Raw genomic sequence first — 15,913 nt, forward strand, 5'->3', positions numbered from 1 at the left:
TGCCGGAGTAGCTCAACTGGTAGAGCAACTGACTTGTAATCAGTAGGTTGAGGGTTCAAGTCCTTTCTCCGGCACCACTCATATTTGAGCCATTAGCTCAGTTGGTAGAGCATCTGACTTTTAATCAGAGGGTCGAAGGTTCGAATCCTTCATGGCTCACCATTTTAATTTTATAATTGCCACGCGGGTGTGGCGGAACTGGCAGACGCACTAGACTTAGGATCTAGCGCCTTCGGGCGTGGGGGTTCGACTCCCTTCACCCGCACCAAGCGGAAGTAGTTCAGTGGTAGAACGCCACCTTGCCAAGGTGGAGGTCGCGGGTTCGACCCCCGTCTTCCGCTCCAATTTTTATCTGTCCAATGCCCCGCCGGGGTGGCGGAACTGGCAGACGCACAGGACTTAAAATCCTGCGGTAGGTGACTACCGTACCGGTTCGATTCCGGTCCTCGGCACCAACTGTTTTATGAAATTTTATATTAGGCGCCCGTAGCTCAATTGGATAGAGTACTTGACTACGAATCAAGCGGTTAGAGGTTCGAGTCCTCTCGGGCGCGCCATATTTTTGTCATCATCCTAATTAGTCGGGAAGTAGCTCAGCTTGGTAGAGCACTTGGTTTGGGACCAAGGGGTCGCAGGTTCGAATCCTGTCTTCCCGACCACTTTATGGGGCCTTAGCTCAGCTGGGAGAGCGCCTGCCTTGCACGCAGGAGGTCAGCGGTTCGATCCCGCTAGGCTCCACCAACTATACAATTTAAAGATCCTGGCGGCGTAGCTCAGCTGGCTAGAGCGTACGGTTCATACCCGTAAGGTCGGGGGTTCGATCCCCTCTGCCGCCACTTTTTTAGGACCTTTAGCTCAGTTGGTTAGAGCAGACGGCTCATAACCGTCCGGTCGCAGGTTCGAGTCCTGCAAGGTCCACCATTTAATATTTATCACGGAGGAATACCCAAGTTTGGCTGAAGGGATCGGTCTTGAAAACCGACAGGGGAGTCAAATCCCGCGGGGGTTCGAATCCCTCTTCCTCCTCCATTTTTTAAAAATGTGTGGACAACTTTTCTTAAATATCATTATCGCGGGGTGGAGCAGTTCGGTAGCTCGTTGGGCTCATAACCCAAAGGTCGCAGGTTCAAATCCTGCCCCCGCAACCAAATGGTCCCGTGGTGTAGCGGTTAACATGCCTGCCTGTCACGCAGGAGATCGCCGGTTCGATCCCGGTCGGGACCGCCATTTTTATAAAAAATATGGGTCAGTAGCTCAGTCGGTAGAGCATTAGATTGAAGCTCTAAGTGTCGGCGGTTCGATTCCGTCCTGACCCACCATAGCGCGGGTGTAGTTTAGTGGTAAAACCTCAGCCTTCCAAGCTGATGATGAGGGTTCGATTCCCTTCACCCGCTCCAATAATGGGCCTATAGCTCAGCTGGTTAGAGCGCACGCCTGATAAGCGTGAGGTCGGTGGTTCGAGTCCACTTAGGCCCACCATTGTTCCGAAGTAGCTCAGTGGTAGAGCACCGCACTGTTAATGCGATGGTCGTAGGTTCGAGTCCTACCTTCGGAGCCATACTGGGGAAGTACTCAAGTGGCTGAAGAGGCGCCCCTGCTAAGGGTGTAGGTCGGTAACACCGGCGCGAGGGTTCAAATCCCTCCTTCTCCGCCAGTATTTGGCCCCTTGGTCAAGCGGTTAAGACACCGCCCTTTCACGGCGGTAACACGGGTTCGAATCCCGTAGGGGTCATAGTAAAAGCGTCATGCATTCATATGCATGACGCTTTTTTCTTTTTCTACTTTTTGTACGTTACGTGAAGAAAAACTGTATATTGCCAGTCCTAGTGTACCCATGATGAGCCAATTAATGTTTTTGGCGATGGAAATGCAATATTAGTTAAATGATCCAGTTAAAGAAGGGGTATTATCGCGAATAAATAAGTTAAGAATAATTAGCCTTTCATTGGTATTCGTTGTTTATGTACTTCGAATCAACCAGCTATATGAAATTTAACGAGAAAGAAGGGACAGCAAATTTGCTGCGATAATTATGAATAGCCAAGTCCCCGTAATTAACTGTCCCGTAGAGTAAGCTGCCGCAAAACTTAAAGCTGTGTAAAAATTCCAAATCCTATGAAACTCCGTCATAACTATTTTCCTTTAAGATTCTTCATTTCTTGAAGCAGACAGGGCAATTTGTCTCAGTGTCATACAATTAATAAGAGCACGATGACCACAAATAGGCAACGCAACGATGTACACCAAACCCGATGCCTCCCTGCGCTTCCAATAAAACACTAACAATATAAGTGCCTCTAAAAAACATGGCTCCGGTAAGACCTGATATTAATGGGTGTCATTAGAAAATTCCTTTTATGCATATTGGATACAATATACCGGAATTAAGATTTTTCCATTCCTGCTATTTTATAGACGACTTCTAATTAGAGGTCACTATAAAAAAAGCTGAGGGCTCTTTGCCATCAGCTTTAAGATATCAAGATAAGAAGTAGTCAACGAGTAAACCGATTGCCAACAGGAAATTGAATAAAGTATTCGTGATTCCTGTATCTTTCATTGCTGGCATGACTTGCAACGGCTCAGTATAACGCTTAAAAGTCATGATCACTTTCAAGGGTTTAATAACACTTAGCAGTACCAATAGAGCCCATGGCGTAACAATGCCTAGTACCACCAATAGAATAATCCATATATAGGACGCAATGAAAAACCACATGAAAATCGTGACTGCAGCCGGCCTGCCAGCTAGGATCGCCAAGGTGCGCCGGCCGCTTTTTTCATCGCCGACCATATCGCGGATATTATTGGCCATCATAATCGCTGCTACGAGCAATGTGCTAGGCACAGCCAGCATAATAGCGGTGGAGGTAATCGTTTCTGTCTGGATATAGAAAGCCACAATCACGATGAGGAATCCCATGAACAGCCCCGAAAATAATTCGCCGAATGGTGTGTATGCGATCGGATATGGCCCGCCGGTGTAAAAGTAGCCGACCAACATGCCAACGCCTCCGACTGCCAATAGCCACCAACTGGTAGAAGCTGCAATATAAAGCCCCAGTATTGCAGAGATGCCGTAGAGCAGGAATGCCAGTGCCAAAACGGTTTTAGGTGAAACGCCGTTCCGGACGATTGCCCCCCCGATGCCGACGGATTCTTCAGTATCGAGCCCTCTCGCATAATCATAATACTCATTGAACATATTGGTAGCTGCTTGTATCAGCAAGCTGGCGATCAGCATGGCCAAGAACAGCGTCCAATCTAAAGCAGTATAATGAATTGCAATCATTGTCCCGAGAAATACAGGAGCGAAAGATGCTGTTAATGTGTGGGGGCGGGTCAGTTGCCACCAGACACGCCAGCCGCTGTCCGCTTGTATGGAATGTGTCATTTCTATCTCTCCTATTCATTTCTTTCCAACCTATATTGTACTTCAAAACGCAGATATTTACAGCATATCTTGTGCTGAATTCCGGAGAAAGGGGTATGATAGAAGGTAGAGATTAAAATGTATCGCAGCAAATTGAAGCTGCAGTAAACGGAGGTAATCCGGTGAATCCACAATCGTATTCATCAACTGAACAGATGGAAGCAAACCGCTTCAGCGGCTATCGCTTTTATACAGAAACTATTGAAGTAGCAACTATGTCTGCTCTGGCGTTTTTTGAAGCTGGGCAGGAACAATATGAAGGTAAACGCATGTTTTGGCAGAACCGTGAAAAATCCTTTACGATGGTCGGCCTTGGGCATGCGTATGTTCTGACGGCTGATGACTATAAAGGGCGTTTCGGCAGCATTCAGAAGGATTGGAAAGCACTTAGTGCCCAATTGGTGAATGAGGAAACAGAAGTGCAGCCAGTTCTCTTCGGCGGTTTTTCATTTGACCCATTAAACAATCAGCCGAGCGAGTGGCGAAATTTCCCGCAGGCTTATTTTGCTGTGCCGACATTCCAGCTCATTATCAAAGGAGAGCAGGCATATGTCAGCATCCATTTGATCACGAAGCAACCAAATAGCTTCATGGACTTTGAAGCATTGCGGAAGGAGCGCGATCGGCTGATTCATGGCGCGCAAGTTTCGGAACCAAAAGCGTATCAAAAACCTCAAGTTTCAGAAAAGAAGGAACTGAAAAAAGACGAATATATGCGGTCCATCGAAAAAGTGACAGACGTGATCCGTGCAGGTGAAGTGGATAAAGTGGTTATCGCGAGAGCGCTGGAACTTGGCTTTCAGGAAGCTTTAGCACCTGCATCTGCTCTTTACCAAGCAGCGAATGAACAGCCTGAAAGCTTTCTGTTCGGTCTAGAAGCAGACGGGCAGTTTTTCTTTGGCGCGACTCCTGAGCGTCTCGTTAAAGTGGAACAGCAAAAAGCGTTATCTACCTGCTTGGCAGGTTCCACTCCCCGTGGGCAATTAGTGGAGCAGGATGAAGCTTTGGGACAAGCCTTATTGAATGATTCGAAAAACCGTTCCGAGCACCAGTATGTCGTCCAGATGATCGGCGATGTGTTCGAGGAGCATTGTTCGGATCCACGCATTCCTCAAAATCCTAAATTGATGAAAATCCGGGATATACAGCATTTATATACGCCGGTGGAAGGTAAGTTGAAAAATGACAGTTCTCTACTGGATCTTGTCGAAGCACTCCATCCGACACCAGCGCTCGGCGGAGAGCCAAGATTGCAGGCATTAAGCTTAATCCGTTCTTATGAGCCGTTGAACCGTGGATATTATGCGGCACCTATTGGTTGGGTTGATGCAAAAGGCGATGGCGAATTCGCTGTCGCTATCCGTTCGGCTTTGCTTGATGGCGATAAAGCGTATTTATTCGCAGGCGGAGGCATTGTGGCAGATTCCACGCCGGAAGCAGAATATGATGAGACATGGGTGAAGTTCCGCCCCATGCTTCGTGTGCTGGGGGGAAGTTTGCATGACGAATCGTGAATTTTTAACTGAGTATGTTTCAGCGTTTACACATTCACTTGTGCAGTCAGGAGTGAAAAAAGCGGTTATCAGCCCTGGCTCGCGTTCGACGCCACTTGCTTATGCTTTCATGAAGCAGCAGGGCATAGAGACTTACCGTCAAATAGACGAACGTTCAGCAGGTTTCTATGCACTTGGGCTTGCCAAAGCCTCCAACAGTCCCGTCGTTTTAGTTTGTACTTCTGGAACGGCGGCAGCCAATTATTTCCCTGCGATTGTCGAAGCTTTTTATGCGCGCGTTCCGTTGCTTGTCGTGACAGCAGACCGTCCGCATGAGTTGCGTGAGGTCGGGGCTCCTCAAGCGATCAACCAGATCAATTTGTTCGGTTCCCATGTAAAATGGTCAGCCGATCTGCCGTTGCCGGAGCAAAGCAACCGATTGGAATTTTTGAAACGCCATTTATCACGGGCAGCAGCCATGGCAGAGACGGCGCCGAAAGGGCCGGTCCATTTGAATGTGCCATTCCGTGAACCGCTCGGGATCGATTTCAATCAGCAGTACGAGAGCGAAGGCGAGTTATACCGTTTTGAAAGCAGCCAGCAGCTGACCGATGAAGCGGCGGCGTTTTTACAGGAAGTATTCAGCCAGTCACGCGGCTTGCTGATCGCAGGGGAAAATACGGCTCAAGTTTCAACGAGGCAATGGGAATTTATCCGCCGCCTCGGATGGCCGGTGCTTGCTGATCCACTGTCGAATTTGCGGTCGAATGTACCAGAAGACCTGAAAGGTATGATCATTGATTCGTACGATGCCTTGCTGAAAAGCGAAAAATTTGCGGATAGCATGGTTCCTGAGGCAGTGGTAAGAATCGGGCCGCAGCCTGTCTCCAAACCCCTTAGCCTGTTTTTGATGAAAACAAGGCCGGCAAGATATGTCGTGATCGACGAAAGCCCGCTGCTCAGGGATCCGCAATCGGCAGTTACGCATCATATCCAGCAGCATTCAGCTGTCCTCTGGGAGATGAGTTTGGCAGCGAAATCTCCGAGCCCCTACCTTGAAAAATGGACGAAGGCCGGAGAACTGATGCGGGAGACGATGTCAGCACATTGCCAGCAGGAATTGGATGAAGGAGTGTTGGCGAAAGCCTTTTTTGATGAGCTCGATGGCTGTGATTTGACCGTCAGCAGCAGTATGCCGATACGGGACGCAGATACGTATTTCCAGGTGACGCAGCGGGATGTCGGGATTTATGCCAACCGCGGCGCAAACGGCATAGATGGAGTCGTATCGACCGCTTTCGGTATTCAGGCAGCGAATAAACGGCCTGGCTACCTATTGATCGGCGATTTGGCTTTGCTGCATGACATGAACGGTTTGCTTGCTTCGAAACTGCAAGCTGCCGATATGACGGTGGTCGTCATGAACAATGACGGGGGCGGGATATTTTCCTATTTGCCGCAATCAAAAGAAGAGCGCTATTACGAGGAACTTTTCGGCACGCCGACTGGGATCCAGTTCAAGGCGGCAGCTGAACTATACGATGCGGAATATTTCTCTGCGGAAACTGTGGAAGAATTGCAGGCAGCACTTAGAACACCGAAAGAGAAAGCGGTCCGCATCATTGAAGTGGCGACAGACCGCGCCAACAACGTAACGGTTCACCGTAAATTGTGGAGCCGGCTAGACGAGGGGCTAAGCACATGGAGTTGATGGCAAACGGTGTTCGCTACCATGTTGAAGTGTCGGGAGAAGAATCCGGGCCTGTCCTGGTCTTGCTCCACGGCTTTACCGGCAGCACCGCGACATGGAAACCGGTTCTTGAAAACTGGCAGGACTGCCGGATTGTGGCGATCGACTTGATTGGCCATGGCCAGACAGAAAGCCCGGCAGATGAAAGCCGTTATGCCATGGAGCGACAGCTGGAGGATCTTGACTTCATTTTTAAAAAAATGAATTTGGAAAAATTCACCTTGCTCGGGTATTCGATGGGCGGGCGTACGGCGCTTGCATACGCGTGTGAATTTCCGGACCACATCGCACGGCTTGTGCTGGAAAGTGCTTCACCCGGGTTGAAATTGGAAGCTGCAAGAACAGAACGGCGGGAGCGGGATGCGCGGCTGGCCTCTGAAATCCTTGAAGGCGGAATAGAACAATTCGTTGAGAAGTGGGAGAATATCCCCTTGTTCGACAGCCAGAAATCCATGCCTGAACAGGCGCGCAGGCACGTAAAACAAGAACGGCTGGCACAAACTGCACAAGGCTTGGCGAACAGCTTAAGAGGAATGGGGACAGGTTCCCAGCGATCCTATTGGAACTGTTTGCGGGACTTGCATATACCGGTTTTGCTCGTGACCGGGAAGCTGGACCCGAAATTTTGCGCGATTGCCCGTGAGATGCAGGAACTATTGCCGGCTTCGGAATACCGCACCATTTCAGCGGGACATGCGATTCATGTGGAAAAACCAGCTGAATTTGCTACAATAGTAAAGGAACTATTAAATGGAATAAATGAGGAGGACTAAACATGTCAACACGTGAATGGGTTACAGAATTTACATATGAAGACATTAAGTATGAAACATATAATGGGATTGCGAAAATCACCATTAACCGTCCAGAAGTGCGGAATGCATTCCGTCCGAAGACTGTCCATGAACTGATCGATGCGTTTTCACGCGCGCGCGATAATTCGGATGTCGGCGTCATCGTCCTGACAGGCGAAGGCGAAAAAGCATTTTGCTCCGGCGGCGACCAATCCGTCCGCGGTCACGGCGGCTACGTCGGGGAAGATGAAATTCCACGCCTTAACGTCCTGGACTTGCAGCGCTTGATCCGCGTCATTCCGAAACCGGTTGTCGCAATGGTTGCAGGCTATGCAATCGGCGGCGGGCACGTGCTTCACGTCGTCTGTGATTTGACGATTGCTGCAGACAACGCACGCTTCGGCCAAACTGGGCCGCGCGTCGGTTCATTTGATGCAGGTTATGGCTCCGGCTATTTGGCGCGCATCATCGGACATAAGAAAGCACGCGAAATCTGGTACTTGTGCCGTCAATACGATGCACAGGAAGCGCTTGATATGGGCCTTGTCAACACAGTGGTGCCTTACGAGCAGTTGGAAGACGAAACGGTGAAATGGTGTGAGGAAATGCTCGAAATGAGCCCGACTGCATTGCGTTTCGTCAAAGCGGCGATGAATGCCGATACGGACGGCCTTGCTGGACTTCAGCAAATGGCTGGCGACGCGACGTTGCTTTATTACACAACGGATGAAGCGAAAGAAGGCCGCGATGCGTTCAAGGAAAAACGCAAACCGGACTTCGGCCAATTCCCGCGTTTCCCTTGATTATATGAATGAATTGAGCTGTCTTCTTCGGAGGCAGCTTTTTTCAATCAACGGCTAATAAATGAACTTGCTTGAGGAAAGGATTTTGAAAATGACATATCCGAATTGGCTGTCGCAGCGAGCTTATTTGACGGGAAATCAATTGGCTTTATCATTTGGCGATAATGAATGGACATTTGCAGAAATCAATAGCATCGCACTCGAATATGCCGGCAAGCTGGCGCATTTTGGCATCACGGAACATTCGCGTGTGGCTTTGCTCGCTAAATCGAATGCCGAGGCTGTTTTTGTCATGTACGGCTGTTTGCATATCGGCTGTGAAATGGTCATGCTCAATGAACGGCTGGCGGGGGCGGAGCTGGCCTATCAAATTGAAGATGCAAAGGTGGACCAGGTATTTGTAGATAGTGAACTTTACAAGAAGGTGGCGGCATCGCAGCCGATTTCTTTTGAACAATTGAGACAGGCGCCATCTGCGGACTTTACGTTAAAGGCAGAATGGGCGAAGGACCGGACCGTATCGATCATGTATACATCAGGAACGACGGGCAATCCGAAAGGGGTCAGGCAGACAGCTGAAAACCATTTTTCGAGCGCGGTGTCTTCTGCGCTGAATCTAGGTGTATCTCCTGAAGATGTCTGGCTATGCATGGTGCCGCTCTTCCATATCAGCGGCTTCTCGATTTTGATGCGTTCGCTTGTCTACGGGATGGGTGTCCGGCTTTACGATAAATTTGACGCCGCAGCGTGTGCGGATGAATTATGCAAAGGGCAAGTGACGCACAGTTCGATGGTCGCTGTAACGCTTGATCAAGTACTGCGCGAGATCGAGCAGCGCGAATTGCGCGTTTCCACTCGCTTCAAGCAGGTCCTTGTGGGCGGCGGCCCGGTTCCGGTGTCTTATTTGCAGCGGGCGGAAGCGCATGGCATTCAAGTGCTCCAAACCTACGGCATGACCGAAACGTCCTCGCAGACGACGACTTTGCAGCCGGCTGATGCGAAAACGAAGATCGGTTCTGCGGGCAAACCGCTATTTTTATACCAAGTAAAAATTGATGGCGCAAAGACAGGGGAAGCGGGAGAGATCCTCATCAAGGGGCCTCAAGTGACCCCTGGCTATATCGGCAAGTTCAAAGACCGGGACGTGCAAAAAGACGGCTGGCTCGCAACAGGTGATATCGGTTATGTGGACGCAGAAGGGTTTTTATTCGTCGTCGACAGGCGATCGGATCTGCTTGTTTCTGGCGGGGAGAACGTTTATCCGGCGGAAATCGAGAAGGTTTTGATGGCACATCCATCCGTCCGGGAAGCCGGGGTTTGCGCGATGGCAGACAGCACATGGGGAGAAGTGCCGGCGGCGTTTGTCGTGCTAGATGAACCTGAAGTGTTGGATGAGCTGGCGGGATTTTGCCGCGGTCGGCTGGCCGGCTATAAAGTGCCGAAACTGTTCCGTATGGTGGATGCGTTGCCAAGGAATGCGTCGAATAAATTGCTCAGAAGGGAATTGAAGACATGGCTTTAATTGCCGGTATTGAATTCCGTAAAGTGAACCAGCCTTTGAACCAGCCTTTCATCACTGTTTTACAGAAAGTACAAGAGCGGGAAGTGACGATAGTGATCGTCCGGGACGCTGAAGGGCGCGAGGGCTATGGTGAATGTGTTGCTTTTGATACGCCTTGGTATACCGAAGAGACCGTAACGGGCAGCCGCTTTGTGATGGAACAGGTTCTGGCTCCGCTATTGTTGAATGAACGTTTGGAGCATCCGACAGGGGTGGAGAGATTATTTTCCAAAGTAAAAGGCAATCATATGGCAAAAGCCGCTGTGGAAATGGCTATATGGGATTTATTTGCGAAACGTCAAGGCGTGCCGCTGCATGAATTCATCGGGGGAGTTCGGAAAACAATCCCTGCAGGCGTTGTCGTCGCAGGAGAGAGCGATGCACTGGCACCCAACGTAAAAGCAGAGATCGGCAGGGGTTATCGGCGCATCAAACTGAAAATTTCACCTGAAACCGATGCGGCATTATTGAAAAGCTTGGTTGCGGCCAATCCGGAGATCTTGTTTTATGCCGATGCCAATGGCAGTTTTTCAGGGCGGGCATTGGAAGAGCTGCTGGCATTCGACCAGGCCGGTTTTGCATTGATCGAGCAGCCATATGGGGAACAGGAGTGGGAAGCCCATAGTGCTGCACGTTCAAAAATGACGACGCCAATCTGCCTGGATGAAAGCATCCATAGTTTCGACGATGTAAAACGCATGGCAGAACAGCAAGCAGGGGATATTATCGTCTTGAAAATGGGGCGTCTCGGCGGCTGGTCGGAAACCTTGAAAGTTGTCGAGTTCTGCAGAAACGAGCAGATCGGAATGTGGGTCGGCGGCATGATCGAGTTTGGTGTATCGAAAGCTCATAATCTTGCGCTTGCCTCGCTGCCGGAAGTGAAACTGACCGGGGATTTTTCAGATTCAGGCCATTTTTGGCAGATAGATATCGTCTCTCCGGAAATCCGTGTGGAGCACGGGGAAATCAAATTAAGCGAAAGCCCGGGAATCGGGTATGGGCTAAACATATAAAAAACTCGCCGAATGATTGTTCGGCGAGTTTTTGCTATTTCAAGACGGTTTCAAGCACTTGCAGATTTTTTTCCATCAAGGTGAAATACGTTTCATCGTTGTCGATGTTTTCCTGTGTCAAGACTCCGAGATTATGCATTTCAATCGCTTCGGCGCCTACTTCGTTTTGGATGACTTCCGTCAAATTCGATGAGACGTTTTGTTCGAAGACAATGTATTGAATGTCTTTTTCACGCGCCATGTCGACGATTTCCGTCAATTCTTTCTGGGATGGCTCGTCCTGGCTGTTCAATCCAGCGACGGCTACTTGTTCAAATCCATATGGTTCAGCAAGATAGCCGAATGCGGCATGTGAGACGAAGAAGGTGTCGCGTTCGACTTTCGTATGCAGGTTTTTGAATGATTCGTCCAACGCTTCCAGTTCAGCGACGAGTTCTTCGTAATTGTTATCGAATTCCTCTGCGCCTTCGGGGTCTTTTTCTGTTAACGCATCGCGGACAGAAGCGGCGAGTTCCTGGCTTAAGACAGGGGAGATCCAGACATGCGGGTCGGTGGAGCCGTGGTCATGCCCTTCGTGCCCGCCTTCCTCTTCATGCCCATGCTCGTCTTCAATGTGTTCCTCGGCCTGTGCTCCTGCCGCCGCTTCCAGTTGTTCATCTGTGATGCCGTCGGCTGTAGCGATAAATTCGAGATCTTCGTTTTGGAGCGTTTCCCGTGCGCTGTCGATAAAGCCTTCAAGCCCTAAACCGACATAAAAGAGCAAGTCGGCATCCGCCATATTGATCATGTCTTTTTGGGTCGGTTCGAAGCTGTGTTCGTTGGCGCCGGCTGGGTAAACGGATTTGACGTCGACACGCTCGCCGCCGATGCGTTCTGCAAAATAGACGAGCGGGTAAACCGTTGCGTATACATCGAGTTTCCCTTCAGCCGCTTCGCCTTCAGCCTCGCTGCCGGTTTCTGTGTTGCTGCCGCATGCAGCCAATAATAAAATGAATGCTATTCCCGCAATCAAGCCTATTTTTTTCATGATATGTCCCTCCAAATTTTAATGCGTGTTCACAAAATGTAATCGTTACGTTTTATTGACTCTTAGAATCATACAATAGAATCTTCTTGAACACAAGAAAAAAACCCGCCTATTTTTTAGGGGGCCATTCTTCCGGGACAAAATCCACCCCGCCTTTATGGAACGGGTGGCAGCTCAATATGCGGCGGATAGCGAGATAGCCGCCTTTTAATGCACCGTGTTTTTCCACTGCTTCGATCCCATAATGGGAGCAAGTCGGGTAGAATCTGCAACTCGGCGGCGACAAGGGAGAGATGAAGCGTTGATAGAAACGGAACAGCTTCACTAATGCGGTTTTCATCGTGATTCCACTCTTTTCGTGTTTGGTTATGGTTCGCTGATGTTTATTGTAGGGCTTTTAGAGGTATTTATAAAGCAGAAGAGCTTATCAAAAAATGGAGAGTGATGAATTGTGTCAACTGCATTAAACGAAGAATTGAACGTCCAAGTCGCTACATGGTCAGTGGTCTATACGAAACTACATAATTTCCATTGGTATGTTAAAGGGCCATCTTTCTTTACCTTGCATGTAAAGTTCGAGGAGCTGTATAACGAAGCGACGCTCCATATGGATGAAATTGCGGAACGCTTGCTTGCGCTTGGCGGCAAGCCGGTAGCGACAATGAAAGAGCAGCTGGAGTTGTCGGTCGTAGATGAAGCGACCAGCAGCGAAAGCGCGGAGCAGATGGTAGATACTATCGTTTCCGATTACGACAAAATCATGAAATCCTTGAAAAAGGGCATGGAGCTTGCTGCTGAAGATGGCGATGACATGACAGAGGATATGCTGAATGCAATCCATCAAAACCTGGAGAAGCATTCGTGGATGCTGTCTGCATTTCTCGGCGAAAAGAAGTAAAATAGAAGAAATGGGCGTACGACCGTTAGCCGGTTGTACGCTTTTTCTGAAGCCGGGAGGATGTTGTATGGAATATAAAGACTTGAACGGCTGCACTTGCCGTCTGTTTTTTGAAAAAGGACAGTCACAGATTGAAAGCCGGCATGTGCTGGTGATAGGAAAATATAATGGCAACTGGCTGTTGACGAGGCATCACGTGCGCGGGCTTGAATTTCCCGGGGGCAAAGCCGAACCAGGCGAACCGCTGGAGCAGGCGGCGAAGCGGGAAGTATACGAGGAAACCGGAGCCAGCGTAAAAGAATTAAAATGGCTTGCGGAATATACGGTTTGTACCGATAAACCTTTCAGTAAAACAGTATTTGCAGCAATTATTGGCGATATGGAGCAAGTGGAGTGGATGGAAACGGATGGCCCGGCGCTGGTCCCGGAGCTTGTGATAGATGAAAATTACAGCTTCCTTATGCGTGATGCAGGCATGGAAGCGATTATAGAGAAGGTGAAAACTGTTGAAAAATGGTGACATTGAATCGATGAGATGGTATCCATCGCCGAACCCGAATGTGCGCTTGCGGGAAGTGACGTATTGGTCTGAAGGCTTGCGTATCAAAGGTTTATTGGCGCAGCCGAAAACAGGCGTATCCGAAAGCGCCATCCTGTACCTGCGGGGCGGCATCCAATCCATCGGCATGGTACGGCCGGCACGGATCGCTCAATTTGCAGGGATGGGATTTACCGTTTTTGCGCCTTATTACCGCGGCAATCGGGGCGGGGAAGGGAAAGATGAGTTTGCCGGTGAAGACCGCTATGACGCCGTGAACGCCGTGGAAGTGCTGAAGAAATTCAGCACAGGGCCAGTACATTTACTGGCATTTTCAAGAGGTGGCATCATGGCGCTGTGGACCGCGGTGCTGAGAAGCGATATTTGTTCAGTGGTGACGTGGGCAGGCGTAACGGATACGGTGCTGACATATAAAGAGCGGCTGGATATGCGCCGCATGATGAAACGTCTTTACGGAGGCACGCCGAATACCGCGCTTCCGGCATTTGAAGAACGCAATCCTTTAATGCGTATCGGGGAGAGCAAGGCCGCTTACTTGATCATCCATGGCTTGAAAGATGAGAATGTTTCTCCCCAGCAGGCCTTCCTGTTGGAAGAAGCTCTGCAGCTCAACCATCAGCCGTGTGAAACTTGGTATTTTCCGGAATACACGCATTTTTTCCCTCCTACGGCAAATCGAAAGACCGCAAAGGCGCTGACGGTATGGATGAAGGAGCAGGAAAAGCGCAAAGAGGACATAGCTGAGGCTGGCCGCGATAAAACAGAAGCTTGCCGCGGCGATTACGGGTAAAACTAAAAAAAGGACCAAGAGAAATGATGCATTTCTCTTGGTCCTTTTCATATAGCTTAATTGTGGGTAGGGCCGCCTTTTTCGCTGATGCCAGCATCCACGGTGCCGAATTTTTCAAAGTTATCTTTGAATTTCTTCGCCAATTCTTGTGCTTTTTGGTCATAAGCTTCTTTGTCAGCCCATGCATTGCGCGGATTCAGTACTTCGGTTGGCACGCCAGGAATTTCTTTAGGCATGTTCAAGCCGAAGACGGATTCGTGTTCCATTTCCACGCCGTTCAAGTCGCCGCGGATCGCTGCACGGACCATCGTGCGTGTATAGGACAATTTCATGCGGCTTCCGACGCCGTAAACCCCGCCAGTCCAGCCGGTGTTAACAAGGTAGACATCTGCGCCGTGCTCATCGATTTTTTCTCCGAGCATTTCTGCATAGACGGTCGCGTGAAGCGGAAGGAATGGCGAACCGAAGCAAGTCGAGAATGTCGCTTCCGGTGAAGTGACACCGCGCTCTGTGCCGGCTAGTTTCGATGTATATCCGCTAAGGAAGTGGTACATCGCTTGTTCTTTCGTCAACTTGCTGATTGGAGGCAATACACCGAATGCATCAGCAGTCAGAAAGACGATCGTTTTCGGGTGCCCGGCAACAGAAGGGACGACGATATTATCGATAGCATCGATTGGGTATGCTGCACGCGTGTTTTCTGTCAACGATCCATCGTCGTAATCAGGGATGCGGGTTTCTTCATCGACGACCACGTTTTCAAGGACAGAACCGAAACGGATGGCATCGTAAATTTGCGGTTCGTTTTCACGCGACAGGTTGATTGTTTTCGCGTAGCAGCCGCCTTCGATGTTAAAGACGCCGTTATCGGACCAGCCATGTTCATCGTCGCCGATCAATTTGCGGTCTTCGTCAGCTGACAAAGTTGTTTTCCCTGTGCCCGAAAGGCCGAAGAACAAAGCAACGTCATCGTTTTTGCCGACGTTCGCTGAGCAATGCATAGGAAGGATGCCTTTTTCAGGAAGGATATAGTTCATGATCGAGAAGATGGATTTCTTCATTTCGCCAGCGTATTCCGTACCGCCGATCAAGATGATTTTCTTTTCCATTGAAACGATGATGAAGGTTTCGGAATCCGTTCCGTCCACCGCAGGGTCTGCGTGGAAAGTCGGGGCGTAAACGACAGTGAATTCAGCTTCGTGCGTCTTCAGTTCTTCCGCAGTCGGGCGGATGAACAATTGATGGGCGAACAGGTTATGCCACGCATATTCATTGATTGTCTGAATCGCAAGGCGGGACTCAGGATCTGCGCCGGCAAAGCCTTTGAAGACGTACAAAGCGTCTTTTTCTTTCAAATGATTGATGACTTTAGCATATAGGTTTCCGAAGATTTCAGAGGAGATCGGGCGGTTGACGCTGCCCCAGTCAATTTTGTCTTTCGAAATGGCCTCTTCTACCATATACTTGTCTTTAGGCGAACGGCCTGTGTATTTACCGGTTTCCGCTTTGACTGCGCCTTCACGCGTCAATACTGCCTCCCCGCGGGATGTCGCTGCTTCCACCAATTGGGGAACGGATAGTTGGATATTGACATTGGAGCCGTTCAATAGCTCTTTCAAATCATTTGCAAAGTTCACTGAAGTCATATATATGTACCTTCCTTTTCGTTTATTCCCAAATGAATGGGGAAGATGTATATTCGAACATTAGTATAACACATTAACGCGATTAGTCTATACTAATAACTAGAAATCTGTCAATGTTCATGATTTGTGCATTTTTATAGCAGGAA

14 protein-coding genes and 19 tRNA genes are annotated in these 15,913 nt (G+C 49.4%); 28 read left to right on the forward strand and 5 right to left on the reverse strand.

What is annotated here, in order from left to right; genetic code table 11:
- Position 1: 1 nt before the first annotated feature.
- The 19 genes from DP119_RS13975 to DP119_RS14065 all read left to right on the forward strand — a co-directional run bounded on the left by DP119_RS13975 (position 2) and on the right by DP119_RS14065 (position 1,732).
- Positions 2–77, forward strand: a tRNA-Thr gene (locus DP119_RS13975).
- A 9-nt stretch (positions 78–86) separates the two neighbouring features.
- Positions 87–162 (forward strand) — tRNA-Lys (locus DP119_RS13980).
- 21 nt (positions 163–183) lie between these two features.
- A tRNA-Leu gene (locus DP119_RS13985) sits at positions 184–268 on the forward strand.
- A gap of 1 nt (position 269) precedes the next feature.
- Positions 270–344, forward strand: a tRNA-Gly gene (locus tag DP119_RS13990).
- A gap of 22 nt (positions 345–366) precedes the next feature.
- Positions 367–455 (forward strand) — tRNA-Leu (locus DP119_RS13995).
- A 25-nt stretch (positions 456–480) separates the two neighbouring features.
- A tRNA-Arg gene (locus DP119_RS14000) sits at positions 481–557 on the forward strand.
- Positions 558–582: 25 nt separating this feature from the next.
- Positions 583–659: transfer RNA gene (locus DP119_RS14005), tRNA-Pro, on the forward strand.
- 6 nt (positions 660–665) lie between these two features.
- Positions 666–741, forward strand: a tRNA-Ala gene (locus DP119_RS14010).
- A 21-nt stretch (positions 742–762) separates the two neighbouring features.
- A tRNA-Met gene (locus DP119_RS14015) sits at positions 763–836 on the forward strand.
- 8 nt (positions 837–844) lie between these two features.
- Positions 845–921 (forward strand) — tRNA-Ile (locus DP119_RS14020).
- 15 nt (positions 922–936) lie between these two features.
- Positions 937–1,029: transfer RNA gene (locus DP119_RS14025), tRNA-Ser, on the forward strand.
- Between the two features lie 42 nt (positions 1,030–1,071).
- Positions 1,072–1,148, forward strand: a tRNA-Met gene (locus tag DP119_RS14030).
- A 3-nt stretch (positions 1,149–1,151) separates the two neighbouring features.
- Positions 1,152–1,227 (forward strand) — tRNA-Asp (locus DP119_RS14035).
- A 16-nt stretch (positions 1,228–1,243) separates the two neighbouring features.
- A tRNA-Phe gene (locus tag DP119_RS14040) sits at positions 1,244–1,319 on the forward strand.
- Positions 1,320–1,323: 4 nt separating this feature from the next.
- Positions 1,324–1,397 (forward strand) — tRNA-Gly (locus DP119_RS14045).
- Positions 1,398–1,402: 5 nt separating this feature from the next.
- Positions 1,403–1,479 (forward strand) — tRNA-Ile (locus tag DP119_RS14050).
- Positions 1,480–1,483: 4 nt separating this feature from the next.
- A tRNA-Asn gene (locus DP119_RS14055) sits at positions 1,484–1,558 on the forward strand.
- 4 nt (positions 1,559–1,562) lie between these two features.
- Positions 1,563–1,654, forward strand: a tRNA-Ser gene (locus DP119_RS14060).
- A gap of 6 nt (positions 1,655–1,660) precedes the next feature.
- Positions 1,661–1,732: transfer RNA gene (locus DP119_RS14065), tRNA-Glu, on the forward strand.
- A gap of 260 nt (positions 1,733–1,992) precedes the next feature.
- On the opposite strand, the gene DP119_RS16055 is transcribed toward DP119_RS14065, so the two are convergent.
- Together DP119_RS16055 and DP119_RS14075 are read right to left on the reverse strand one after the other, a co-directional pair.
- Entirely contained in the window at positions 1,993–2,130 is a 138-nt protein-coding gene (locus DP119_RS16055; RefSeq protein WP_112233749.1) for a multidrug resistance efflux transporter family protein, read from the reverse strand.
- Positions 2,131–2,479: 349 nt separating this feature from the next.
- Positions 2,480–3,394: a 1,4-dihydroxy-2-naphthoate polyprenyltransferase gene (locus DP119_RS14075; RefSeq protein WP_112233750.1), complete on the reverse strand. Its 915-nt coding sequence runs from the start codon at positions 3,392–3,394 to the stop codon at positions 2,480–2,482.
- Positions 3,395–3,555: 161 nt separating this feature from the next.
- Between DP119_RS14075 and DP119_RS14080 the strand changes: the two genes are divergently transcribed.
- From DP119_RS14080 to menC, 6 genes are all read left to right on the forward strand, one after another.
- A complete protein-coding gene (locus DP119_RS14080; protein ID WP_112233751.1) occupies positions 3,556–4,947 on the forward strand; it encodes an isochorismate synthase in 1,392 nt (463 codons plus the stop codon).
- Positions 4,934–6,637, forward strand: a complete 1,704-nt coding sequence (menD, locus tag DP119_RS14085) for a 2-succinyl-5-enolpyruvyl-6-hydroxy-3-cyclohexene-1-carboxylic-acid synthase (protein ID WP_112233752.1) — start codon at positions 4,934–4,936, stop codon at positions 6,635–6,637. The genes DP119_RS14080 and menD overlap by 14 nt, the downstream gene beginning before the upstream one ends.
- A complete protein-coding gene (menH, locus tag DP119_RS14090) occupies positions 6,628–7,449 on the forward strand; it encodes a 2-succinyl-6-hydroxy-2,4-cyclohexadiene-1-carboxylate synthase (protein WP_112233753.1) in 822 nt (273 codons plus the stop codon). Before menD ends, menH begins: the two co-directional genes overlap by 10 nt.
- A 2-nt stretch (positions 7,450–7,451) precedes the next feature.
- Positions 7,452–8,273: a 1,4-dihydroxy-2-naphthoyl-CoA synthase gene (menB, locus tag DP119_RS14095; RefSeq protein ID WP_112233754.1), complete on the forward strand. Its 822-nt coding sequence runs from the start codon at positions 7,452–7,454 to the stop codon at positions 8,271–8,273.
- 91 nt (positions 8,274–8,364) lie between these two features.
- Complete coding sequence (locus tag DP119_RS14100; RefSeq protein WP_112233826.1) at positions 8,365–9,795, forward strand: o-succinylbenzoate--CoA ligase; 1,431 nt, start codon at positions 8,365–8,367, stop codon at positions 9,793–9,795.
- On the forward strand, positions 9,786–10,847 hold the full coding sequence (gene menC, locus DP119_RS14105) for an o-succinylbenzoate synthase (RefSeq protein WP_112233755.1): 1,062 nt from the start codon (positions 9,786–9,788) through the stop codon (positions 10,845–10,847). Before DP119_RS14100 ends, menC begins: the two co-directional genes overlap by 10 nt.
- A gap of 34 nt (positions 10,848–10,881) precedes the next feature.
- On the opposite strand, the gene DP119_RS14110 is transcribed toward menC, so the two are convergent.
- Both DP119_RS14110 and yidD read right to left on the reverse strand, forming a co-directional pair.
- Positions 10,882–11,874, reverse strand: coding sequence for a metal ABC transporter solute-binding protein, Zn/Mn family (locus tag DP119_RS14110; protein ID WP_112233756.1), 993 nt, complete (start codon positions 11,872–11,874; stop codon positions 10,882–10,884).
- Between the two features lie 109 nt (positions 11,875–11,983).
- Positions 11,984–12,214, reverse strand: coding sequence for a membrane protein insertion efficiency factor YidD (yidD, locus tag DP119_RS14115; protein ID WP_058381158.1), 231 nt, complete (start codon positions 12,212–12,214; stop codon positions 11,984–11,986).
- Between the two features lie 111 nt (positions 12,215–12,325).
- Here yidD and DP119_RS14120 point away from each other — a divergent pair, with 111 nt between their 5' ends.
- The 3 genes from DP119_RS14120 to DP119_RS14130 all read left to right on the forward strand — a co-directional run bounded on the left by DP119_RS14120 (position 12,326) and on the right by DP119_RS14130 (position 14,121).
- On the forward strand, positions 12,326–12,772 hold the full coding sequence (locus DP119_RS14120) for a Dps family protein (protein ID WP_112233757.1): 447 nt from the start codon (positions 12,326–12,328) through the stop codon (positions 12,770–12,772).
- A 67-nt stretch (positions 12,773–12,839) separates the two neighbouring features.
- The gene (locus tag DP119_RS14125) at positions 12,840–13,292 is read left to right on the forward strand and encodes an NUDIX domain-containing protein (RefSeq protein WP_112233758.1); all 453 of its coding nucleotides are present in this window, start codon (positions 12,840–12,842) and stop codon (positions 13,290–13,292) included.
- The gene (locus DP119_RS14130; RefSeq protein WP_112233759.1) at positions 13,276–14,121 is read left to right on the forward strand and encodes an alpha/beta hydrolase family protein; all 846 of its coding nucleotides are present in this window, start codon (positions 13,276–13,278) and stop codon (positions 14,119–14,121) included. Before DP119_RS14125 ends, DP119_RS14130 begins: the two co-directional genes overlap by 17 nt.
- Before the next feature lie 56 nt (positions 14,122–14,177).
- Here DP119_RS14130 and pckA read toward each other — a convergent pair whose 3' ends face one another.
- Positions 14,178–15,767 (reverse strand): phosphoenolpyruvate carboxykinase (ATP), encoded by a 1,590-nt coding sequence (gene pckA / locus DP119_RS14135; RefSeq protein WP_112233760.1) that lies wholly within the window; start codon positions 15,765–15,767, stop codon positions 14,178–14,180.
- Positions 15,768–15,913 lie beyond the last annotated feature (146 nt).

It is taken from the genome of Planococcus maitriensis (genome assembly GCF_003289925.1).
Lineage (GTDB): Bacteria > Bacillota > Bacilli > Bacillales_A > Planococcaceae > Planococcus > Planococcus maitriensis.